This window comes from Rhodoligotrophos defluvii, assembly GCF_005281615.1.
GTDB lineage: Bacteria > Pseudomonadota > Alphaproteobacteria > Rhizobiales > Im1 > Rhodoligotrophos > Rhodoligotrophos defluvii.
On the sequence record NZ_SZZM01000005.1, the window covers coordinates 360,554 to 382,223 of the forward strand.

Sequence of the window (21,670 nt, forward strand, 5' to 3'; positions counted from 1 at the left end):
GCTCCTATCGAAACAGATCCTGATCCTTGGGGCGTACCAGCGCCGCGGCGGGGATATCAGCGCCGCGCCAGGGAAAATCGCCGCTGATGACCACCACCGGCCGGCCTTCTGCTCCCTGGCCCTGCAACAGGGATGCGGCCGCGGCGAGCTCGTCGGCAATCGCCTCCTCGCTCACCATGAGGGCTCGGCCGAACAGGTCCGGCTTGCCGCGCAGATCGAGCAGTGCGGGCAGGCCGCTAGCGCCGATGGCCGTGCCTGTCGTCCCCATGCGCCAGGGCCGCCCGAGGCTGTCGGCGATGATGACCGCGACATCGATGCCGAGCCGTTCGGCGAAGCGGGCGCGCAATGCGGCGCAGGTGCCATCCGGGTCGTCCGGCAGCAGCAGTACGGTCTCGTCATCGCCGGCCACGTTGGACCGGTCCACGCCGGCATTGGCCAGCACCACCCCGCAGCGATGGGCCGCGATGATCAGTCCAGGCGCGGTTCTGACGATCTCGGTCGACTCGCGGAGGATGATCTCCACCAGGCGCGGATCCTTGTCGCATGCCTCAGCCAGCGCGCGTGCGCTGGCTGATGGGATCACCGTCGCAAGGTCCACTGTGCGCCCCTGCGCCTTAGACACGATCTTCTGGGCGATGACGACGATGTCGCCGGACCGCAGAGCATATCCGTTCTGCTCCGCGGCCGCGAGGATGAGTTCGGCGAGGTCATCGCCCTGGCCGACCATGGGGAAGTCGGAGAAAGCGCTGGCGGAGAAGCTGTGCATGGGGCAACTCGATTGTGGCCGGCCGAATTTGTGCCTGCCGGGCGCGAGATCGGCAGCAGAACATGGGCGGTCTATAGTCCAATTGCCTCAGGATGGGTAGACGGCCGCGGAAGGTCACGCCGATGGCGCGCGGGCCGGCTCAGGCATGCTCGAGCGTCAGGTGGCGCGCAATGACCTCATCCGACGCGGCGAGGTCCGCGCTCGTTCCCGACCAGACGAGGCAGCCCTGATCGATGATCAGGTGCCGGTCGGCCACCGCGCGGCAGACATTGATATTTTGCTCCACCAGCAGAATGGGCAGGCCTTCCGCCTTGAGCTCCTGGAGCAGCGCCACCACGCGCTCGACGATGACCGGCGCCAGTCCCTCGGTCGGCTCGTCCAACAGCAAAAGGCGCGGGCCCACCAGCAAGGCTCGCGCAATGGCCAGCATCTGCTGCTCGCCTCCGGACAGCTTGCCGCCCGGCGTCTTCCGGCGCGGCTTGAGGGCAGGGAACATTTCCTCGACCCGGTCGATCGTCCAGGGCGAGGCGGCATTTTCCGCCAAGCGCAGGTTCTCCTCCACGGTCAAGCTTGCGAAGATCCCACGCGTCTCCGGCACGAAGGACATGCCCTTGCGCGTCAGCTGAAAGCTGGGCTGCGCCGTCACGTCCTCACCGGCAAAGCGCACCGAGCCCTCGATCTGCGGCAACAGCCCCATGATCGAGCGCATCGTGGTCGTCTTGCCCGCACCATTGCGGCCGAGCAATGCGACGGTCTCGTGCTCGCCCACCGCGAAGGAGACCCCCTGCAGCACATGGCTCTTGCCATACCACGCATGCAAATTCTCGACGCTGAGCAGCGCGCTCATGCTGACGACCCCAAGTAAGCTTCCTTGACCCGCTCGTCATTGCGGATCTCGGCCGGTGTGCCCTCGGCAATCTTGACCCCCTGCGCCAGCACGGTGATCCGGTCCGAGATGTCGAGCACCACCGACATGTTGTGCTCAATGAGCACCACCGTGCGCTGCGGTGCGAGCGAGCGGATCAGAATTTTCGTGCGGTGCACGTCGTCGATCCCCATGCCGGCCAGGGGCTCGTCGAGAAAGACCACCCGCGGGTCGGAGGCGAGCGCCATGCCGATCTCCAGCGCGCGCTGCGCGCCGTGCGACAGGTCGCCCGCGCGCGTTCCCGCCCGGTCAGCCAGCCCGACCGTCTCGAGCAGCTGCAGCACCTTGTCGTGTTCGCCGGGCGTGCGCGAAGGCGAGCGCCAGAAGACCCACGGTGTAAAGCCCGTCGTCGCCTGAACCCCCACCCGGATGTTCTCGGCCACCGTCAGCTCCGGAAAGATGTTGGTCACCTGGAATGAGCGGGCCATGCCGAGATGGACGCGCCGGTTTGCCGGCAGCCGGGTGACGTCGCGGCCCGCCAGGAGAACGGTGCCGGTGTCGGGCGGCCGCACCCCGGAAAGGGCGTTGAACAGCGTGGTCTTGCCGGCGCCGTTCGGGCCGATCACCGCATGGATGCTGCCGCCGGCGATGTCCAGGTCGAGCTCCGACACCGCCTGGAAGCTCCCGAACCGAACGCCGACATTGCGTGCTTCAATGGCCAGTGGTGGCATCGATCTTGCGCCCGGTTAGACGAGAGGCGAGCTGGCTCACGGCACCGCTCAGGCCGTCCCGCAGGAACAGTACGATCAAGATGAGCAGCACCGCCACGATCATCAGCCAACGCGGCCACAGATGGCCAATGAGATCCGCCAGCATCACATAGAAGCCGGCGCCCAGGAGCGCGCCAGCCGGTGAGCCCACCCCGCCGATCAGCGCCATGATGAGCAGCCTCTCGCTCATTTCGAGGTCAATGGCGCTGGGCGGCACGAAGCCGAGAAACAAGGTGTTCATGGCACCGGCCAGGCTGGCGATCCCGCCGGCTATGGCAAAGGCCGCAAGCTTGTAGCGGCGGGTGCTGTAGCCGAGCGCTTCCGCCCGCCCCTCATTGCTGCGGATGGCATCGAGCACCGAGCCGAGCGGGGATGCCCTGAGGCGCTGCACCAGCAGGAACGCCGCCAGGAACAGCGCCGCCAGCACGAAGTAAAGGACATAGGCGCTGGCCGATACGTTGTCGGAGACGAATTCGGGGCGCGGCACCCCGGACAGGCCATTCTCGCCGCCGGTATAATCGTTGAGCGCCAGCATGGCGAAGAACCCGGTCTGCGCAAATGCGAAGGTGAGCATGACGAAATAGACGCCGCGCCGCCGTACGATGAGGAAGCCGATCGGGATGGCGAGCAGGGCACCGCCAATGGTGGCGGCAATCACCGAAAAGCCGCTGCCGGCAGCGAGGTCGCGCAGCAGGATGCCGGATGCATAGGCCCCAAAGCCGAAATACAGGCCTTGTCCGAACGAAAGCAGGCCGACGCTGCCCAGCAGCAAGGCACAGCTCAGCGCGCCGGTCGCATAGACGATGATCTCGCTCGCCAGCGTCACCGAGGGCAGCACGAATGGCAGCGCCAGCAGGGTAGCGGCGACGAGCGCGGTAATGAGATCGGGAAAGCGGCGATGGCCGATCCTGTCCTTCATGCGCGCCCCATGAGACCTGTGGGCCGCAGCAGCAGCACGAGGGCCATGGCGGCATAGATCATCAGCTGTGCGCCTTGAGGCCACAGGCTCGCCATGACGGACTGGATGATGCCGATCAGCAATCCGCCGACCAAGGCACCGGTGAAGCTGCCGATGCCGCCGAGCACCACGACCACGAAGGCGATCGACAGCGCCTCCCTGGCCATGAACGGGTCGACCCCGCGCAAGGGGGCGGCAAGCGCGCCCGCCAGGCCGGCCAAAGCGCCGCCCAAGGCAAAGGCTATGAGGAAAACCTTCTTCACGTCGATGCCGAGCAGCCCGACCATCTCGGCGCTTTCCGAGCCGGCGCGCAGAATGGCGCCGAACCGGGTGCGCTCGATCACCAGCCACATGGCGATCGCGATCGCCGCGGCGACGGCCACGACAGCCAGCCGATAGGCCGGATAGACGAAGTTGCCGATCATCACGATCCCCGACAGGATCTCGGGCACGGGCACGTTCTGGCCGAGAGACCCGAAGATCATGACGATGCTCTCCTGCAGCAGCAGCGCCACCGCGAAGGTGATGAGGATCTGGGCCTCGTGCGGCAGCTGGTAGGTATGCCGCAGCAGCAGCCGCTCGGCGATGATGGCGAGCAGCGCTGCCGCCGCGGGGCCCAGCAGCAAGGCCCAGAGCATGCTGCCGGTGGCTTGGCTGATCGCATAGGCCACATAGGCCGCGACCATGTAGAGCGCTCCGTGGGTGAAATTCACGAAGCGCATGAGGCCGAAGATCATCGTCAGCCCGACAGCCAGCAGGAAATAGATCATGCCGATGCCGAGGCCGTTGAGGACCTGGAAAACCAGAAGCTTGATCGACACCAGTGTCTCGCTATGCCGACATCTTGCAGCCGGTCTTGTCCGGCGCCAGGAACACCTTCTCCTCGCCCAGGATTTCGATGTAATCGTCGGGATCGGCCATTTCCGCCTTGGCCTTGCCGCGCATGAAGTAATAGGGCTTCAGCACCTGGTGGTCTTCCGGCCGGATGGTTTCGGTGCCGGTCAGCCCCTCATAGCTCAGACCTTCCAGGGCGGCGATGACGGCGGGAACGTCAGCCGTTCCGGCCTTGTTCAAGCCCTCCACGATGATCTGGGTGACGGCCCATCCTGCCGCGCTGAGATAGTTGGGCACCCGCTTGTGGGCGGCCTCGAACTTCTCGCGGAACAGGCGGTTTCCGGGCGTGTCGACCCCGTGCCAGTAATTCGCCCCGAAATAGACGCCTTCGCAGATATCCGGGCCCCAGGCCTGGAACTGATCGAGGGCGGTCGACCAGACCACCAGGATCTTGGTGTTGCGCTTCATGCCGAAGCTCACCGCCTGGCGCAGGACGTCGATCGTCTGGCTGCCGAAATTGCAGATGGCGAGGACGTCCGGCTCGGCGGCGATCGCCGACGTGATGAACCCGCTGTACTCGCGGTCGCTCAGCGAATGGTAGCTGTTGCCGATATGCTCGCAGCCGAGCTCGGTCAGTGTGGCCACCGTGTTCCTGAGCAAGCTTTCCCCGAACACATACTGGCCGGTGATGGTGTACCAGCGCTTCGCATCGGGATAGCGCTTGACGAACGGACGGATGGTGGCATTGGCCGCGCTGTAGGTTGCCACCGGCCAGCGGAACGAGGCCTTGTTGCAGTCGACGCCGGTCATCTCGTCGGCACCGGCCAAGTTGATGTTGACCCCGCCGCCGCGATAGACCTCCTTGGCCACCGCCAAGGCGATCGCGCTGTTGGTTGTGCCGATGAAGTGCTTGATGCCTTGCTTCTGCATGGCTTCCTGCACCAGGCGGACCGAACGTCCGGGGTCGCCGTGATCGTCCAGCAGAACATAGCCGAGCGGGCGCCCGGCGGCCTCCTTGTAATATTCGTAGGCAAGCCGATTACCGATCTCGACCTGCTCGCCGACATTGGCGAACACGCCGGACAGCGAGGTGATGACACCCAGATCGAGCTTCTCTCCCTGCGCGGCCGCACGCCCGATGATGGCCGGCATGGCGAGTGTCGCGGCGGCACCTGCCAGAATTTTGCGTCTTGTGATCATGTCCGAACTCCCTTTCCCCATTTCTGTTTAACTAAGCCGAGGCTATCTCCCCTCGAGAAAGCCCCGGCTGCTGCCGCTCAGCTATTGGCGGCCATCGCCGCAGGCTGCTGAGCGCCGAAGGGCTGCCGCAAGCCGCGGCTCTCGAGGATGGGCAGCACGTCCCGGATGAGGCGGTTCAGCCCATCGATGAAATCAACCCAGGTGCACAACACACCGTCGAGCCCTGCATCTGCGAAGGTGTGCAGCTGGTTCGCGATATCATCGGCTGTGCCCACGAGAATGTTGCCGCCGGCACCGGCCGCGAAGCGCTTGCGGAACTCCCGTAACGCGCTGGGATCGAGGATCTGTGTCTGGGCGCCGAGCCCGGCGGACCAGGCGTCCAGGCTCTCCGAGTCCTCCATTTCGACCGCATAGTAGTTGAGGTAGTCCTCGGCTTCCCTGCGCGTATCCCGCTGCACCACGGGGCAATAGGTCCACACCTGCACCTCGCGGCCGAACTGCTCGCGCGCGGTCACCTTGTATTCGTCGATCTGCTTGCGGATCACTGCCGGGTCGTCGGACTTGAGGATCACGAAGCACATGTCCGCGTGCTCGCAGGCGAAGCGAAGTCCGCGGGGTGAGCCGCCGGCATTCATGATCGGCGGGCGAGGCTGCTGGATCGGCTTTGGAAACGAAGCCCCCCGCACGACCTTGTAGAACTCGCCGTCGAAATCGAATTCCTCATCCTCGCGCCACATGCGCTCCATCACCTCGAGCCATTCCGCCAGATGATCGTAGCGCGCGTCATGCTCCTTCATGGGGGCGCCGAACATCTCGAGCTCGTGCTTGTTCCAGCCGCCGACGACATTCAGGCCGAAGCGGCCGTTGGAGATGATGTCGATGGTGGCGCACTGCTTGGCGCAGGTGATGGGGTGGATGGTCGGCGCATGGGATGTGGCGAACACGGCGGAATAGCTGGTGGCCTGCGCAATGCCCGCCGCCCAGGTGAACGGATCCATGACGATGCCGCTCGGATGGTTCGGCCGGCCGGGGATGTAGCTCTTCCAGCGGGCATAGGCGACGATCGCCTCAAAGCCTGCCGCATCGGCCATCTGCGCGGTCTGCACCGAAGCGGGCCAGGTCGGCTTGTAAGCTTCCGGCACCAGGGTTTGAGCGCCGCCCTTGCCGTTGGTGCCAAAGATCCCGAGCTTCATTCGGTTGGCGTTGAAGAGGGGGTTGCGCGTCATGATCTGCGTGTCCTTTGATGCCGCCGTCGCCGCTAGCAGGCCTTGGCAAGCTCTCGCATCCGAATGAATTCCAGCACTTGCTGCGCCATCTTGCGCAGGCTTTCCGCCACGTGCGGATCGAGGCAGTCGCCGCTCTCCGAGAACAGTTTCTGCGTGGTGTTGATCGCGACGCCGAGCGGCACCGGCCAGCCACGCAGCGCGTGCACCATGGCGCGCAGGGCGGTCAGCGTGCTGCCGGTTGCCTGCCACCCGCCGGCGCAGGCAATGCAGCCGACGGCTCGCCCGTCCAGATAGGGCCGCCGCGGGTCGGCCGCGTCGATATAGTCGATGGCGTTCTTGAGCAGGCCGGGCACACCACCGTGATATGACGCCGACGAGATCAGCATGCCGTCGCAGTTGTGCACCGCATCCTGCAGCAACCGCACGCGCGGGTCGTCCGCAAGGTTGTCGGGGTCGAACATCGGCAGGAGCAGGTCCGGACCGGCGATGACCGTGACCTCGACGCCCGCGCTGCGCAACTCCTCGACGGCAATGTTGAGGGCCCGCTCGGAGGTGGAGTTCTTTCGCGTGGTTCCGCCCAAGGCAAGCACTGACGATCGCCGTCTGTTGGTGATGGAGGTCTTGCTCATGCTGCAGGCTCCATCACAGCTTTCCATTCTGCGTCAGATAGTATCGCAAAGCGATACGTCCGATTTGCAGATATTTAAGGAAAGATATTTCCGCTTGGCAAGACATTTTGCACCGCCGATTCCTAGGTATTCGCCGGGCGGACGGGGATTTTTCGGGCCACGAATGGCGGCTCGTGCGCCACAAACCAGTTCGCCACATCGACTCCTTGCGCGAAGTAGACGTCAGGGAACCTCCGCGCATAGTTGACGAAGGCCCGAAGCAGATCGAGCCGTGAAGGCCTGCCGATGACCTGTGGATGCATCACCAGATTGAAGAGGCCGCCCCAGCGGTAGATCGCATCGAACTCGTCGGTCCACACCTTCAGGACGTGGTCGTTGGTGAAGATCGGGCGCGGGTTCTTGATGCTGAACAGGGCATAGGGCGCATCGTCCAGGCTCCAGCTCCAGGGCAGCTCGACGACGCCGGGCAAGCCCCCGCGCAGGGTCATGCGATAGGGAAAGATGCCATCGAGCATGGAGCTGTCGTACAGAAAGCCCTTTTCCTTCAGCAGCTCCGCCACGTGATAGCCCGTCTCGCCGGCGGGAGAGCGATATCCCTTGGGAACGATCCCAACAGTCCGCTTGAGGGCATCGAGGCCTTTCTCGATGGCTTCGCGCTCGCGCTCGGGCTCTGAGGGATCGACCCATTCGTGGAGGTAACCGTGATGGCCGATCTCATGGCCCGCGGCCACGATCGCCTCCACCTTGTCCTGGTGGAATTCGGCGACCCAGCCGGGCACGAAGAACGTCGCGGGCAGCGCCTCTTCCTGCAAGAGCTCAAGGATGCGCGGCACGCCCACCAGCGCGCCATAGGTGCCTTGCGAAAGGACGCCCGGCCTGTCCCAATTGGTGGGGTCACGGCTCAGCCACAGGCTCTCCGCATCGAAATCGAAGGTCAGCATGACCACGCATTTGGCGCCATTCATCCAGCTCATTGCATCCTCCCGGCGCAAACCCTCTAAGAAACAGACGCGAGAACCCTGTCTGAAAGCCAGCGGCCGATCCCGGCCAGTGTGTCGTCCGTGTGCTGCTGCCCGACGATCTGCACGCCGACGGGCAATCCGCGCACGGCCAGCAGCGGCAGCGTGATCGCGGGCGAGCCCAAGACCGAGGTCCAGGCATTGAAGGCGGGCAGGCCGGTGGTGTGCGTGATACCCGAATCCCGATCGGTATTGGCCATCAACGGCGCCGGGCCGATGGATGACAGGGTGATCAGACCGTCAGCCAAGGGCGCGATGGCGGCATGGGCGCGCCGGGCCTCCTCCCGTTGGGCAAGGGCCATGCGATAGTCGTCAATGGACATGCTCTCGCCCAGGGCCTTGCGCGACATCAGGCTTTCGCTGAGACCCGAGCCGAACTGGTCCAGCAGGTTGTTCAGGGTCCAGCGCAGCTCGTAGGCGCAGATGTCGCGGCACAGCACGAGGCTCGTGGAGATTGCCCGCTCGAAGGCTTCGATCAGCGGGTTGTCCCCGCGCCGGATGATCTCGACGCCGCCGCGCTCCAGCCTGTGCAGAAGTTGCTCGAAAGCAGCCCGGGTGTCCTCATCGAGGCTGGTCCAGCCCTCCGTTTCCGCCAGGATCAGGCGCCGCGGCACGACGGGCGGGTGCAGACGGTCGCCCCCGAAGAGACCGGGATAGCCAGGGTCACCGCCCGCGCGCTTGGCGATCTCGATCGACACGTGCCACATGTCTTCGAGCGATCCGGCATGCACGCCGATATGGCTCTGGCTGAAGGCGAGCCGTTCGCCGCGGTGAAGGGCACCCATGGTGGGCTTCAAGGCATAATTGGCGCAGAAGCCGGCCGGCCGGATGACGGAGCCCACCACCTGCGAGCCAATGGCAGCCGGCACCATCCGCGCGCCGACCGCCGCCGCCGAGCCGCTGGAGGAGCCGCCCGGCGTGCGGCTAGGATCGAACGGGTTGGTGGTCGGGCCTGGGTGCGACATGCCGAGCTCGGTGGTGACCGTCTTGCCCAGGATGACCGCGCCGGCCGCCCTGAGCGCCTGCACGCAGGCGCTGTCCTGCTTGGGGAAGTTGCTCTCGTAAAGCGGACTGCCCATCTTGGTCGGCATGTCCCGCGTCATGAACAGGTCCTTGATGCCGACCGGCATACCGTCGATCGAGGACAGGGGCCGACCGGCCGTATAGCGCGCCGTGGACGCGTCGGCCGCGGCCCGCGCACCTTCTTCGTTCAAGGTCACCCAGGCCTTCACCACCGGCTCCCGCTCGGCGATGGTCTCCAGGCACCGCTCGAGATAGGCGCGAGGCGTGTCGCGGCCGTCAACGAATGCCGGAATGGCGTCGTGAAATGTCAGCTGGGTGAAGTCCTTGGGGCTGTAGGTGGCAGATTTGAGCACTGACATATCCTCGGAGCTCGATGGCGGCAGGCGCTGGTTAGTGGCTGTTCAGCGGGAGATGGCGGCCGGCGAGCCAGCCGCCGTCGACGGCGATCACCTGTCCGGACACGAACGAGGCGTCATCCGAAGCCAGAAAGGCGGCGACGGCTGCAACCTCGTCCGTGAGGCCGGCCCGCCTGATGGGAACCGCATCGATGAAGGCGCGCCGATAGGCCGGATCGCCGTGGATGCGGGTGGTGGTCATGGGCGTGTCGATGGCGCCCGGCGCGAGCGCGTTCACCAGAATGCCGCGCGGGCCCAGTTCGGCCGCAAGCTGGCGCGTCATCTGGGCCACGCCAGCCTTGGCGGCGGCGTAGGCGGTTGTTCCGGGGTGGCCGGCAAGGCCGAGCGTCGACGAGATGCTGATGATGCGTCCGCCAGGACTTGCGAGATGGCTCATGATGCTGCGGGTGACCCGCAGGACCGCGGTAAGATTGATGCCGATCATCCGGTCCAGCATCTCGTCATCGGTTTCGGCCAGGCTGCGGGCCTGGCCGATGCCGGCATTGTTCACCAGGATATCGATCCGCTGGAAGGCCCCGAGGCACGCGGCTGCCATGCGCTCGCCCGCCTCCTGCGCGGCCACGTCCAGCGCCAGGGCCTCGGCACCCAGATCACGCGCGATGCTCACCACCTCGGGATTGCGATCGACCAGCAACAGATCTGCTCCCTCGGCCGCAAACCGGCGGGCGATGGCCTCTCCGATGCCGCTGGCGGCACCGGTCACGATGGCGCTGCGTCCATGAAGCGGCCGGGTGCCGGACATCACGCTTCTCCCATTGCGCGATTGGCGAAGCTGGATGCAGATCTCTTCACCTGCTGTGGCCGGACAAAAATCATTGCGTATCGCACCGTAATACTATAGGATTGCAAAAATCTACCGTGTGGCGCACCGCCCGTCAACAGGTCTGGTCGAAGCAAACACATGGCCTGTCTTTTTCTGCCGTGCCCCGGCACGTTTTCGAAGGCTCGAAGAGCGAGAATGGTGAGAAATGAGCAGGACCCGCCAGCCATTCCGATCAGCGGAAGCGACTTCGCTGACGGCTGAAAGCGCGAACAAGGATTCGACGGATCGCCTGTTCGTTCAGTCTGTGGCGCGGGCATTTCGGGTGCTGGAAGGTTTCGCCAACACGCCCGAGCCCATGTCCTTATCCCAGATCGCCAAGGCCGCGGGTCTGGACAAGAGCGGAGCGCAGCGCCTTGCCTATACTCTGACCAAGCTGGGCTATCTCGAACAGGGCGCGGCCGGCGGGCTCGTGCCCGGACGCAAGCTGCTGGAGCGGACCTTCGATTACTTGAAGGCCAATCCTCTGGTCAGCCGCGCGGTGCCGATCCTTGCGGAGCTGCGCCGCGACGTTCAGGAGCGGGTAGACTTGAGCCTGTTCGACGATCTCACCATGCTCTATCTGGTCCGCCTGCAGAGTAAGCGGGACAGCTTCTATGCCCACCTCATTGGCCGGCGCGTTCCCACATTCTGCACCTCTGGCGGGCGAGCCGTGCTGGCGAGGTTGCCGGATGAAAGGGTGCTCGACATTCTGGCCCGCTCCGACCGGAGGCGCATCACACCCCGGACGACGGTCCAGCTGGAAGAGATCCTCAAGCGCATCGAGGAGGTTCGGCAGCTCGGCTATTCCCTGGCGCTCGAGGAGATCATGATCGGCGAGTTGGCCATCGCCGCCGCCATTGTGGACAAGGACAACAAGCCCATCGGCGCGATTCACGTGGCCGGCTCCCTGAGCGAATGGGAGCCCTCGGACTTCGCGAGGAAGTTCGGGCCCTTGGTCATCGCAGCGGCCAAGGCGGTGGGAACCGCCTGATTTTTCCGCGGGCCACCGCACCGCGGCTCATCAACGGCCTTAAAGGGAGGACATCGGTGACAGCGCAACAGGCAGCGATCCTGACCGGCGGCGCCGGCGGCATCGGCTTGGCGACCGCGGCGAGGCTGCTTGCCAAGGGGTTCGATCTGCTGTTGATCGATCGTGACCAGCAGGCGATCGACCGGGCGATGGAACAGCTGGAGAGCGAGGGCAGCCGCATTCTTCCGCTGACGAGCGACGTGGTGCGCGAAGACGAGGTGGCCGCCGCTGTCGAGACGGCGGTGAAAGCCTTTGGCCGGATCGATGCGCTCGTCAACATTGCCGGCGGGGCCGGACCAAAGCGCGTGACGGATATCGAGGAGATCGATACCGACGTCTGGGATCACGTGATCGACCTGAACGTCAAAAGCACCTTTCTATTCTGCCGCGCCGTCATGCCGGTGATGCGCGGCCAGCAATATGGCCGCATCGTCAACCTGTCCTCCGTCATCGCCTTCGGCGAGAAGGGGCCGCCGACGACCGTGGCCGCGCGGCTGCCCTATGCGACGGCGAAGGCGGCGATCATCGGGTTCACCGCACAGCTCGCGAAGGATGTCGCCGCCGATGGCATCACGGTCAACGCGCTGTGCCCCGGCTTGATCTTGGGGGAGAAGGGCTCGCGCATCCGCGACCGGTTCGATGCGCTGCCGGAGGAAGAGCGTGCGCGCATGCTGGCGGGCTATCCGATCGGGCGCGCGGGCGACACGGACGAGGTTGCTTCGATGATCGAGTATCTCTTATCCAGAGAGGCTGGCTACATTACCGGCACGACCATCCGCATTGACGGCGGCAATCTTTGAGCTCTGGTCGGCTCGACAAACACCTCAAGGCCCGCAGGCATATTCATGACATACCAAGTGAATTTCGTAGTCCATGGCAGGCAGGCCCGGGAGCAACGGTCGATCGCCATTCGGGAGGCGGTCATTGCCGGCTGGACCGGCCGCGACAAGGCTGCGCTGGAGAAGCACATAGCCGAGCTCGAGGCGCTGGGGGTTCCGCGCCCAACCTCCACGCCGATCTATTATCGCGTGGCCGCAGCCCGCATCACCACTGCCCCCCTCCTGGAAGCGGTCGGGACCGCCTCCAGCGGCGAGGTGGAATTCGTGATGCTGCGTGACCGCGGCGAGCTGCTGGTGGGCATAGGCTCCGATCACACCGATCGCAAGGTCGAGACCTACGACATCACCGTCTCCAAGCAGATGTGCGACAAGCCTATGGGTCAGGACCTCTGGCGCTATGACGACGTGAGGGACCACTGGGACAGCCTCATGCTGCGATCCTGGATTTGGATCGATGGCGAGCGGGTGCTCTACCAGGAGGGGCCAGTCAGTGGGATGCTCTCGCCTGAAGAGCTGCTCGGAGGCTATGGCGGCGCAACCGGTGATGGGACGGTGATGTTCTGCGGCACGCACGCCGCGATGGACGGCATCAGGCCTGCTGCGCGCTTCGAATGTGAGCTGCAAGACCCCCGGCTGGGGCGCAGTCTCCGCCACGCCTATGATGTCAAGATACTGCCCATCATCGCCTGACGCCGGCGCCGGTGCGCGGGCCTCGCGAATGCCAAGCTGGGATGAGCGCTACTTCCCGTAATAGCCGGCGCGGATGGTGGCGCCGATCATGTTTACGAACAGCCGGCCCGCGACGATCGAGGTGATGCGATTGACATCGATGGCCGGCAGGATTTCGACGATATCCATGCCGACCACCCGGCCCTTATTGGCGAGCCCATGGATCAGCTTGCGCGCTTGGGGAAAGGTGACACCGCCCGGCGCCGGACCCGCCACCGCCGGCATCACGGAAGGGTCCATGCCGTCCGCATCCACGGTGAGATAGTAATTGCCGCCGTCGGGGATGCGGTTGAGCACCTCGTCCATGCCGACATCGTGCAGCTCGTAAGCGGTGATGAGATGCGCGCCGTAGTCGAGCGCGGCTTCGACCTCCTCTGGCCGGGCGCTTCCCTGGGCGCGCAGGCCGATCTGGAAGATCTGGTCGATATGCGCCATTTCGGATGCGCGGCGGATCGTGCTCGACAAGCCCTGGCGCACACCATTGAAGTCGTCGCGCCAATCGATATGCGCATCGATCTGCACGAGCGTGATCGGGCCTCTGCCTTCATAAGCGCGCAGCACCGGGATCGTGATGGCATGGTCCCCACCGATCACAAGGGGTAAGGCACCAGCTTTCAGGATCTTGCGCACCGCCGTCTCCGAGCGGCGGAAATGCTCGTCGAAGTCATGCATGTTGCCCGGCACGTCACCCACATCGACGAGCCTGATGTCCTTGCCCTGCAGCAGCGGTCCGCCGATGTCGAAATCGTAGCGTTCCAGCGAGCGCACCGCGCGGTCGGATGCCTGGCGCACCGCGAACGGCGCACGGCTCTGCTCGTTGTTCACGTCCTCCATGGAGTAGGGGGCGCCATAGGGGATGCCGAGAAAGGCGATATCGGCCTGGAGGTTGTCGAGATCGGTTGAGACCTCCGAAAACAGGAAGCTCTTGTGACCGAATTTCGGGGCGACGGTTAGGGGAAGCGTCATGGCGGCTCTCCTGAAGCAAAGTGGGTGGCGGGGGTTAGCGGTCCGCAAGCTGGCTCATCGGCGGGAGTACCGTGGCTCGGCGCGGGGCGTGGAGTCCGGAATGACGGAGGGGATCGCGGCCAGATCCTCGAGCGGTATGTGGCAGGCGATCTCATGGTCGGGCGTCGGCTTCCGCAGCGGAGGGGTCACCGTCTCGCAGAGCTTGCCGAGCTTGCGCGGGCAACGGGGGTGGAACGGGCATCCCGTAGCCTTGCCGCCGTCGGGCGGGGTGTCTGCCCGCAAGGTCACGCGCTCGCGCTGCGCCAGTGCCGGATCGGGCAGGGGAATGGCCGAGAGCAGCGCCTCCGTATAGGGGTGATAGGGTGGATGCAGCACGTCGGCCGTCTTGCCGATCTCGACGATATGGCCAGCATACATGACCGCGATGCGGTCGCTGATATGGGCCACGACCGAGAGATCATGGGAGATGAACAGGTAGGAGAGGCCTTCTTCCTCTCGCAGATCGGCGAGCAGGTTGAGCACGGTCGCCTGCACCGACACGTCCAGGGCGGAGGTTGGTTCATCGCAGACCACGAAGCTCGGTTGGGTGGCCAGCGCCCTGGCGATGCCGATCCGCTGCCTTTCCCCGCCCGAAAGCTGGTGGGGATAGCGATCGTAGAAAGAACGGGAAAGACCGACACGGTCGATCAGATCCTCGACCTGGGCACGCCGGCCATTGGGTGGTGTAGGTGTGTGGAGCTTGGCGGCCCGACCAATGATCTCGCCCACCCTCTGGCGCGGATTGAGCGAGGAGTTCGGGTTCTGAAACACGATCTGTGCCTTGCTGCGGAACGCCCGCAGCTTGGACTCGGGCAGGCGGCTCACATCGGTCCCATCGATCTCGATCGTGCCCTCGTCCAGATCGACCAGGCGGAGGAGAAGCCGGCCCAGGGTGGATTTACCGCTGCCGCTCTCGCCAACCAGGCCAAGAATTTCGCTGGGCGCGATCTCGAGCGAGACACCGTTCACAGCATGCACGGTGCGGCCCGGCAGGGTAGGCCAGGGCAGGCCGTATTTGCGCTGCCAACGGATCTTGCCGCCCAGTTGCCGGCCCGTGAAGGTCTTGGAGAGATCGCGGCCGACGATCGTCGCTCCGGCAGCTCTGGCTTCCGCGCGCCGATCCGCGGGCGCCTCCAGGCTCGGCCAGGGCCGATCCCGGAGCTGATTGACTTTCCAGCAGCGGGCCAATTGTCCCAAACCGGCCGGCACCAGTTGCTGCGGCGCGCTGCACGCCTCTTCGGCGAAGGGGCAGCGGGCCATGAAAGCGCACCCCGCAGGCGGCTCCGTCATGTCCGGCAGCCGGCCGGGGATTGGCAGCAGCCGCGTGTGCCGTCCGACTGCGGCCAGTTTCGGCAGTGAGGCAAGCAGACCCTTGGTATAGGGATGGGCCGGGGCGGCCAGCACCTGGTCCTTTTCCCCCGTTTCCGCGACGCGGCCTGCATAGAGCACGCACACGCGATCGGCGATGCGGTTCACCACCCCGAGATTGTGGGTGATGAACAGCATGCCGAGCTTGCGCCGCTGCCGGATCGTATCGAGCAGATCGAGGATGCGAGCCTCCACCGTGACGTCGAGGGCGGTGGTCGGCTCGTCCAGGATGAGCAGCTTGGGATCGGAAATGAGCGCGCCGGCGATCAGCACCCGCTGCTGCATGCCGCCGCTGAGCTGATGCGGATAAGCATTCAGCAGGGATGCCGGATCGGGAAGGCCTACCTCCGCCAGCACTTCAAGGGTGCGGCTGCGGGCCGCCTCCGGACTGATCCCGAAATTGACAACCAGCGGCTCGGCCACCTGCCGACCGATTGGCAGGCTCGGATTGAGGGAGGTGAACGGATCCTGGAATATGATGCTGACGACGCGGCCGCGCAGTTTGCGCCGTTCCGCCTCGGCAAGCCCGATCAGCTCCTGGCCGTCGATGTGCACGGTGCCGCCGATGCGTGCCTCCGGCCCGAGCAGACCGATGCAGGCCAAGGCCGCCGTGCTCTTGCCGGAGCCGGATTCCCCCACCAGCGCCAGCACCTCGCCTGGATCGACGCGAAAGTCGATGCCGTCCACGGCCACCAATGATCCAGCGGCGGTCGGGAAGGTCACGGTCAGGCCCGTCGCCTCGAGGAGTGCTTCCGGTTTCATGCCGGTGACCGCATCATTCGCGGATCGAGGGCCTCACGCAGGCCATCGCCGAGGAGATTGATGCCGATGACCGTCGCGCACATGGCAAGTCCCGGGGCAAGCGCAATCCACGGCGCCTGATCGATGAACGGCCGGGCTTCGGCGATCATCAGTCCCCAGTCGGAGCTGGGCGGCTGCGCGCCCATGCCGAGGAAGCTCAGGGCAGCGCCCAGCAGGATGGCGAAGGTCACGCGCAGGCTGGCCTCGACCACGATGGGTGGCCAGGCATTGGGCAGGATCTCGTGGGCGAGGATATAGCTGATGTGCTCGCCGCGCGCGCGTGCGGCCTCGATGAATTCCTCATGGGCCAGTTCCAGGGTCACGCTGCGGGTGAGGCGGACCACCCCCGGCACATAGACGATGCCGACGGCGATGATGGTCTTCCACAACGCCGGCTGGGTGACGGCAAGGACCAGAAGGCCGAGCATGATCGGCGGGAAGGACATGAGGACATCCATGGCCCGCATGATGAGCCCATCAAGCCAGCCACGCTTGTAGCCGGCGATCAGGCCCAGCGGCACGCCGATGGCAATGGTGATGGCGGTGGCCAAGAAGCCCGTCATCAGCGAGAGCCGGGCACCGTAGAGGGTGCGGCTCAACACGTCGCGACCAAATTCGTCGGTGCCGAACCAGTTCTGCGGGCTCGGCGGACGCAGGCGCTGGATGATGTTCATCTCGTCATAGGGATAGGGCGCGACGAGCGGGGCGAGGGCTCCCACGGCCACCAGACTGAAGACGATCGCACCGCCGGCCCACAGCTTTGCCGGCAATCGGTGCAGCCGCCGTGCCGGTGCAAGGGCGGTGGTGGGCTCTGCTGCTTGCTCAGGCATAGCGGATCTTCGGGTTGAAAAAGGCATAGAGCAGGTCGGCGATCAGATTGGCGACGGCATAGATCGCTGCGATGATCAGGATCGTGCCCTGGATGAGCGGCAAGTCGTGGCGCTCGATGGCGAAGATCAGGAGCCGGCCCAGGCCAGGATAGGCGAATACGGACTCGACCACGACGATGCCGCCGATCAGCCAGCCCACGTCGATCGCCAGCACCGTTATGGTCGGCAGCAGCGCGTTGCGTAGGGCATGGCCATAGATCACCACCCGCTCCGGCAGCCCCTTGGCCCGGGCATTGCGGACGTAATTGCTGCGCAAGGTCTCGATCATGCTGGAGCGGGTGAGGCGCGAGACATGGGCGATGAGGGTGAAGGTCAGCGTCGCGGTCGGCAGGATGAGATGTTTGAGCCTGGTGCCCCAGTCGGCATCGCTGTCGCCGATGCCGCCGCTCGGCAACCAGTGCAGATAGCGGGCAAAGAGGATGATCAGAACGATGCCCCAGAAGAATTCGGGGACCGAGATGCCGAGATAGGTGAACATCGAGACGGCATGGTCGGTGAGCTTGTTGCGCCGCACTGCCGCGATCACCCCGAGCGCGATGCCGATGATGGTGACGCAGATGAAGGAGAGCACCGCAAGGAGGGCGGAGGCCCGCAACGCATCCCAGATCAGGGGGGCCACGGGCCGGTCCATCACCATGGACTGGCCGAGATCGCCGCGCAGGATGCCGGACGCCCATCGCCAGTATTGCACATAAACCGGGTCGTTCAGGCCCAGCCGCTGCTCGACCGCGGCGACAACCTCGGGCGTGGCGAACTGCCCGACAATGACATAGGCGACATTGCCGGGCAGCACCTGGGTCACGCCGAAGATCAGCACCGACGTCACGATCAGTATCCCGACGATAGCGAGCAGGCGGCGCAGGATGTAGACGGTCATGAGACCCGCCTCCGGTCGGCGATCAGCTATTCAACCGTAACCTCGCGCAGATCCAGCCACATCATCGGATGCGAGTGGAAGTTCTTCACCTTCGGCGAAAAGGCGTTGGTGTGGTTCAGCACATAGGGAATGATCCCGGCCGGGCTGGCCTCCGCCACTTCCTGGAATTTCTTGTAGAGCGCGGCTCGCTCCTCGTCGGTCTTCGCCGCCCGGGCGGCATCGAGCACCTTGTCCATCTCCGGGTTGCTGTAGTTCCACAGCGTCGTGTTCCAGGATCCGGTCGAGTGGTACCAGGGGTAGATGGAGGTATCGATGGTCGGCCGGCTGTAGAAGCCGTCGATGAAGAAGGCGGCTTTGCCTTCGATATCCTTGACGAACTTATCCCACGGTACGCGCTGGATCTCAGCCCTGATGCCGATCGGCTTCAGCATCTCCGCCACGCCGAGACCAAGGCGCTCGCGGGTCGGCCGGCCGCTCGGGACATAGAGTGGAATTTCGAAGCCATCCGCATACCCGGCCTCGGCGAGCAGCGCCTTCGCCTGGGCGATGTCGGGCTTGGTGATGGGCAGATCGGAATTGTAGTAGGGATGCGTCGGCGGGATCATCGTGTGGGTGGGCGTGCCCGCGCCGAACAGGGCGATGTCCACCAGGCCCTGCCGGTCAAGCGCCAGGGAGACCGCCTTGCGCACCCGTTGGTCATCGAAGGGCTTCTGATTGGCATTCAGGATGACGCCGTCCCATGTGGACGTGGCGATCGAGTCCATCTCGACGTTCGGGTTGTCCTTGTACTGGCTGATCGTTTCCGGCGGCACGTCCCAGATCAGGTCGATCTCGCCATTCTCCAGGGCGGCGAACTGCGCAGCGCGCTCGGGGATGATCCGGATCAGGATCTTGTCGAGCTTCGGGATGTCCGGGTTGTAATAGTCGGCATTCTTCGAGAGCTCGAAACGATCGCCCGGTTGAAACAGATCAAGTTTGAAGGGACCCGTGCCAATCGGCTTGGAGGCGATCGTATCCAGCTTGTCGCGCGGCACGATGCGGACCTGGCGATCAGCCAGGATTTCGGCAAACCCCGCATAGGGCTGCGTCAGCTTGAACACGACGGTGTTCTTGTCGGGTGTCTCGATCGCTTCAACGATGCTGAAGTTCACCCGCGCCACCGAAGCGGTCGCCTTGTCCATCACGCGCTCGATGGTGGCCTTCACATCTTCCGCCTCGAGCGGGCGGCCGTCGTGGAATTTCACGCCGTCGCGCAGCTTGAACGTCCAGGTCTTGAGGTCGTCGCTCGCCGTCCAGCTCTCGGCGAGGTCGGGCTTCACCTGGCCTTTCGGGTCGCTTTCGGTCAGACCGGAAAAGACCAGGTTATTGATGATGTATTCCTCGCCGATCTTGGTCTTAGCCGGATCGAGCGTGTTGACATTGGACGGCACCGCCACCCTCAGGGTGCCCTCTGCTTGGGCAGCGCCGGCGGCCATTGTCGCCACCAGACCCGCCGCGAGTATCCATCCGAATAATCGCTTCATGTTCTACCTCCCCTGTTCTCATGCTTGGCGAGATGTTCTTCTTCTTACTCGACCCCGATGCCGCGCGACGCGAAGATGGCACCGAGGAATTCAAGAATAAGCGTGCTGGCGAGCAGGCTCGTCCGGCCATGCTCGTCGACCATCGGGTTCACCTCCACCAGGTCGAAGCCGACGATATTCGACCGTGCCGCCACCCCCTGCAGGATCTTGCGGACCTCGTGGTAGAGCAGGCCGTCCGCCGTCGGCGAGCCGGTGCCGGGAGCAATGGACGGGCACAGGCCGTCGATGTCGATCGTGACGAAAGTATTGCCCAATTTCGGGAAGCGTTCCAGCACCGCGTCAGGCCCCAGCTCGCGGATGGCCTCGCGGGTGAACACCATGGCGCCGGCTGCTTCCGCGTCCGCGATCTGGTCGTCGCTGGTGCGCACGTCGCGAATGCCGAGATGCACCATGTTGCGCACGAAGGGCAGCTCCTTCGAGCGCCGCAGCGGGCTGGCATTGGCGAATTTCACCCCGCCAATCTCGTCGCGCCAGTCCATATGCGCGTCGATGTGGACGATATCGAGCGGACCGAAACGCGAGAAGGCACAGACATTGGGGAAGGTGACGGAATGATCGCCGCCGATCAGCACTGGAAAGGCGCCGCGGTCGAGAATCCTCTCGATGCTGGACGTGATGTTGCGGCGGTTGGTCTCAAAATCGTAATAGGCGATGTCGACGTCGCCGCAATCGGCCATTCGCACGCCCTTGAGGAAGCGCTTGCGCTGGTTCACGTCCCAGTAGCCGTTGGGCTTGTGCCCGCCCCAGGCGGAATAGCGCACCGACATGGTACGCATGTCGCGCGGGCCGAAGCGGGTGCCCGGCCGGAAGCCGATGCCGCAATCATAGGGGATGCCGAGAAAGGCGATGTCGGTATCGAGGGTCGCCAGATCTTCATGCGGAGGGGAGCGGAAGAATGTACAGAGCCCGACGCTGGGGAGGTTGGCGGCATAACGGGGTTCGGTCATCACTGGTACCTCTTCTCTCGACGGGAAGGGCGGGAGCGGTGCAGCCGACGCCCTCTATGCTAGGAAATTTCTGAGCCTAAGGCTCCTTCTCGTTGGCGGGTCTGGTCCCGCTCAACCAGACGCCGGCGGCGGTGAGCCCCTGCTCGCGCTGGCGCACGATGTCGGGCACGGATGACCCGAGGCGGCTCGCCAGCAGCGCCATGAGAATTTCGGCGGCGGCGAACGCCGGGGAGATCGTGTCGAAGAACGAGGGCGAGCGCACCGGAACGATGATGGGAACGGTTGCCAGCCTGCCGATGACGGACAGCTCGCTGTCGGTGATCGCGACCACCGGGACGCCCGCGCGCGCGGCAAGTTCCACCGCCTCGATGGTGCTCAGGGCATAGGGGTCGAAGCTGACCGCGAATAGCACATCGTTCGGCCGCGCGCGCCGCAAGGGATCAAGACCGATATTGCCAGGACCATCCAGGAGCATGGCGCGGTCCCAGAAATAGCTCTGCACGTAGCTGAACTGGTAAGCCACGGGAAAAGAAGCGCGCGCGCCGATGCACAGGATCCGTTCTGCCTTGGACAGGCAGTCGGCAGCCGCAATGAAGCTGGCCGTCGCCTTGGGGCTGGCAAGCGCCGAGATATAGCCCGACAGGCTCTCGGCCATTGCGGAAACGAGGCCTTTTTCGCCGAGCTTCTCCCGCCTCGAGAGCATGCCCTCCGCGCGTCCGCTGAACCAGGCCGCGCTGTCGCGCATGTTGTCAGCGAAAATGGCCTTCAACTCGTCATAGCCGGACAGGCCCAGCCGCTGGGCAAGCCTGGTCATGGTAGCGGGAGGAACGCTGGCGAGACGGGCTTGTTCGCGCATCGACAGCAAAGCCACTTCGCTTGGATTTTCCAAGATGAAGCGCGCGGCCGACTGCATCTGCGCCGGCATCCGGTCGAACTCTGACTTGATGCGTTCGGTCAGCTGTGCCCCACTCATGAAACAGATGGTATATCCATACCGCAGAGAGTCAACATCTGTTTCATTGCAGGTGTTGACGACCTGGGCGGGGCCCGGTCCATCTGATAGACTTCACCGTCCGCTGAATATCGCTGAGCC

General features: G+C 64.8%; 21 protein-coding genes. 3 read left to right on the top strand and 18 right to left on the bottom strand.

Going from position 1 to position 21,670, the window contains the following annotated elements; all coding sequences use genetic code 11:
- Positions 1-4: 4 nt before the first annotated feature.
- The 11 genes from cofE to E4P09_RS20925 form a co-directional block, all read right to left on the bottom strand.
- The gene (cofE, locus tag E4P09_RS20875; RefSeq protein ID WP_137391556.1) at positions 5-766 is read right to left on the bottom strand and encodes a coenzyme F420-0:L-glutamate ligase; all 762 of its coding nucleotides are present in this window, start codon (positions 764-766) and stop codon (positions 5-7) included.
- 139 nt (positions 767-905) lie between these two features.
- Entirely contained in the window at positions 906-1,613 is a 708-nt protein-coding gene (locus tag E4P09_RS20880) for an ABC transporter ATP-binding protein (RefSeq protein ID WP_137391557.1), read from the bottom strand.
- A complete protein-coding gene (locus E4P09_RS20885; protein WP_137391558.1) occupies positions 1,610-2,362 on the bottom strand; it encodes an ABC transporter ATP-binding protein in 753 nt (250 codons plus the stop codon). The genes E4P09_RS20880 and E4P09_RS20885 overlap by 4 nt, the downstream gene beginning before the upstream one ends.
- Entirely contained in the window at positions 2,343-3,320 is a 978-nt protein-coding gene (locus E4P09_RS20890; RefSeq protein WP_137391559.1) for a branched-chain amino acid ABC transporter permease, read from the bottom strand. Before E4P09_RS20890 ends, E4P09_RS20885 begins: the two co-directional genes overlap by 20 nt.
- A complete protein-coding gene (locus tag E4P09_RS20895; RefSeq protein ID WP_239025297.1) occupies positions 3,317-4,180 on the bottom strand; it encodes a branched-chain amino acid ABC transporter permease in 864 nt (287 codons plus the stop codon). Before E4P09_RS20895 ends, E4P09_RS20890 begins: the two co-directional genes overlap by 4 nt.
- Positions 4,181-4,190: 10 nt before the next feature.
- Complete coding sequence (locus tag E4P09_RS20900; RefSeq protein WP_170984536.1) at positions 4,191-5,393, bottom strand: ABC transporter substrate-binding protein; 1,203 nt, start codon at positions 5,391-5,393, stop codon at positions 4,191-4,193.
- 77 nt (positions 5,394-5,470) lie between these two features.
- Positions 5,471-6,619: an LLM class flavin-dependent oxidoreductase gene (locus E4P09_RS20905; protein WP_137391560.1), complete on the bottom strand. Its 1,149-nt coding sequence runs from the start codon at positions 6,617-6,619 to the stop codon at positions 5,471-5,473.
- A gap of 32 nt (positions 6,620-6,651) precedes the next feature.
- Positions 6,652-7,248 (bottom strand): NADPH-dependent FMN reductase, encoded by a 597-nt coding sequence (locus E4P09_RS20910; protein WP_137391561.1) that lies wholly within the window; start codon positions 7,246-7,248, stop codon positions 6,652-6,654.
- A gap of 122 nt (positions 7,249-7,370) precedes the next feature.
- A complete protein-coding gene (locus E4P09_RS20915) occupies positions 7,371-8,222 on the bottom strand; it encodes a polysaccharide deacetylase family protein (RefSeq protein ID WP_137391562.1) in 852 nt (283 codons plus the stop codon).
- 23 nt (positions 8,223-8,245) lie between these two features.
- Positions 8,246-9,643: an amidase gene (locus tag E4P09_RS20920; RefSeq protein ID WP_205042217.1), complete on the bottom strand. Its 1,398-nt coding sequence runs from the start codon at positions 9,641-9,643 to the stop codon at positions 8,246-8,248.
- A 37-nt stretch (positions 9,644-9,680) separates the two neighbouring features.
- Positions 9,681-10,448, bottom strand: coding sequence for an SDR family NAD(P)-dependent oxidoreductase (locus tag E4P09_RS20925; protein WP_137391564.1), 768 nt, complete (start codon positions 10,446-10,448; stop codon positions 9,681-9,683).
- Between the two features lie 226 nt (positions 10,449-10,674).
- On the opposite strand from E4P09_RS20925, the gene E4P09_RS20930 reads away from it, so the two are divergent.
- The 3 genes from E4P09_RS20930 to E4P09_RS20940 are packed head-to-tail and all read left to right on the top strand — an operon-like array spanning position 10,675 to position 13,067.
- A complete protein-coding gene (locus tag E4P09_RS20930; RefSeq protein WP_137391565.1) occupies positions 10,675-11,499 on the top strand; it encodes an IclR family transcriptional regulator in 825 nt (274 codons plus the stop codon).
- A gap of 56 nt (positions 11,500-11,555) precedes the next feature.
- A complete protein-coding gene (locus tag E4P09_RS20935; RefSeq protein WP_170984537.1) occupies positions 11,556-12,338 on the top strand; it encodes an SDR family NAD(P)-dependent oxidoreductase in 783 nt (260 codons plus the stop codon).
- Positions 12,339-12,383: 45 nt separating this feature from the next.
- Positions 12,384-13,067, top strand: coding sequence for a DUF2848 domain-containing protein (locus E4P09_RS20940; protein ID WP_137391567.1), 684 nt, complete (start codon positions 12,384-12,386; stop codon positions 13,065-13,067).
- 48 nt (positions 13,068-13,115) lie between these two features.
- On the opposite strand, the gene E4P09_RS20945 is transcribed toward E4P09_RS20940, so the two are convergent.
- The 7 genes from E4P09_RS20945 to E4P09_RS20975 form a co-directional block, all read right to left on the bottom strand.
- On the bottom strand, positions 13,116-14,072 hold the full coding sequence (locus tag E4P09_RS20945; RefSeq protein WP_137391568.1) for an agmatinase: 957 nt from the start codon (positions 14,070-14,072) through the stop codon (positions 13,116-13,118).
- A gap of 54 nt (positions 14,073-14,126) precedes the next feature.
- On the bottom strand, positions 14,127-16,241 hold the full coding sequence (locus E4P09_RS20950) for a dipeptide ABC transporter ATP-binding protein (RefSeq protein WP_137391569.1): 2,115 nt from the start codon (positions 16,239-16,241) through the stop codon (positions 14,127-14,129).
- On the bottom strand, positions 16,238-17,110 hold the full coding sequence (locus tag E4P09_RS20955; protein ID WP_137391570.1) for an ABC transporter permease: 873 nt from the start codon (positions 17,108-17,110) through the stop codon (positions 16,238-16,240). Before E4P09_RS20955 ends, E4P09_RS20950 begins: the two co-directional genes overlap by 4 nt.
- Positions 17,103-18,047 (bottom strand): ABC transporter permease, encoded by a 945-nt coding sequence (locus tag E4P09_RS20960; protein ID WP_137391571.1) that lies wholly within the window; start codon positions 18,045-18,047, stop codon positions 17,103-17,105. Before E4P09_RS20960 ends, E4P09_RS20955 begins: the two co-directional genes overlap by 8 nt.
- A gap of 26 nt (positions 18,048-18,073) precedes the next feature.
- Entirely contained in the window at positions 18,074-19,570 is a 1,497-nt protein-coding gene (locus tag E4P09_RS20965) for an ABC transporter substrate-binding protein (protein WP_137391572.1), read from the bottom strand.
- Between the two features lie 44 nt (positions 19,571-19,614).
- Positions 19,615-20,577 carry an arginase family protein gene (locus E4P09_RS20970; protein ID WP_137391573.1) on the bottom strand — a complete coding sequence of 321 codons (963 nt, stop codon included), beginning with the start codon at positions 20,575-20,577 and terminating at the stop codon, positions 19,615-19,617.
- Positions 20,578-20,653: 76 nt separating this feature from the next.
- The gene (locus tag E4P09_RS20975; RefSeq protein ID WP_137391574.1) at positions 20,654-21,550 is read right to left on the bottom strand and encodes a MurR/RpiR family transcriptional regulator; all 897 of its coding nucleotides are present in this window, start codon (positions 21,548-21,550) and stop codon (positions 20,654-20,656) included.
- Between the last annotated feature and the right edge of the window lie 120 nt (positions 21,551-21,670).

Excerpts from the sequence above, each read along its gene's own strand:
- cofE (WP_137391556.1), bottom strand. The coding sequence starts at position 766 with ATGCACAGCTTCTCCGCCAGCGCTTTCTCCGACTTCCCCATGGTCGGC.
- E4P09_RS20880 (WP_137391557.1), bottom strand. The coding sequence starts at position 1,613 with ATGAGCGCGCTGCTCAGCGTCGAGAATTTGCATGCGTGGTATGGCAAG.
- E4P09_RS20885 (WP_137391558.1), bottom strand. The coding sequence starts at position 2,362 with ATGCCACCACTGGCCATTGAAGCACGCAATGTCGGCGTTCGGTTCGGG.
- E4P09_RS20890 (WP_137391559.1), bottom strand. The coding sequence starts at position 3,320 with ATGAAGGACAGGATCGGCCATCGCCGCTTTCCCGATCTCATTACCGCG.
- E4P09_RS20900 (WP_170984536.1), bottom strand. The coding sequence starts at position 5,393 with ATGATCACAAGACGCAAAATTCTGGCAGGTGCCGCCGCGACACTCGCC.
- E4P09_RS20905 (WP_137391560.1), bottom strand. The coding sequence starts at position 6,619 with ATGACGCGCAACCCCCTCTTCAACGCCAACCGAATGAAGCTCGGGATC.
- E4P09_RS20910 (WP_137391561.1), bottom strand. The coding sequence starts at position 7,248 with ATGAGCAAGACCTCCATCACCAACAGACGGCGATCGTCAGTGCTTGCC.
- E4P09_RS20915 (WP_137391562.1), bottom strand. The coding sequence starts at position 8,222 with ATGAGCTGGATGAATGGCGCCAAATGCGTGGTCATGCTGACCTTCGAT.
- E4P09_RS20925 (WP_137391564.1), bottom strand. The coding sequence starts at position 10,448 with ATGTCCGGCACCCGGCCGCTTCATGGACGCAGCGCCATCGTGACCGGT.
- E4P09_RS20930 (WP_137391565.1), top strand. The coding sequence starts at position 10,675 with ATGAGCAGGACCCGCCAGCCATTCCGATCAGCGGAAGCGACTTCGCTG.
- E4P09_RS20940 (WP_137391567.1), top strand. The coding sequence starts at position 12,384 with ATGACATACCAAGTGAATTTCGTAGTCCATGGCAGGCAGGCCCGGGAG.
- E4P09_RS20945 (WP_137391568.1), bottom strand. The coding sequence starts at position 14,072 with ATGACGCTTCCCCTAACCGTCGCCCCGAAATTCGGTCACAAGAGCTTC.
- E4P09_RS20950 (WP_137391569.1), bottom strand. The coding sequence starts at position 16,241 with ATGAAACCGGAAGCACTCCTCGAGGCGACGGGCCTGACCGTGACCTTC.
- E4P09_RS20955 (WP_137391570.1), bottom strand. The coding sequence starts at position 17,110 with ATGCCTGAGCAAGCAGCAGAGCCCACCACCGCCCTTGCACCGGCACGG.
- E4P09_RS20960 (WP_137391571.1), bottom strand. The coding sequence starts at position 18,047 with ATGACCGTCTACATCCTGCGCCGCCTGCTCGCTATCGTCGGGATACTG.
- E4P09_RS20965 (WP_137391572.1), bottom strand. The coding sequence starts at position 19,570 with ATGAAGCGATTATTCGGATGGATACTCGCGGCGGGTCTGGTGGCGACA.
- E4P09_RS20970 (WP_137391573.1), bottom strand. The coding sequence starts at position 20,577 with ATGACCGAACCCCGTTATGCCGCCAACCTCCCCAGCGTCGGGCTCTGT.
- E4P09_RS20975 (WP_137391574.1), bottom strand. The coding sequence starts at position 21,550 with ATGAGTGGGGCACAGCTGACCGAACGCATCAAGTCAGAGTTCGACCGG.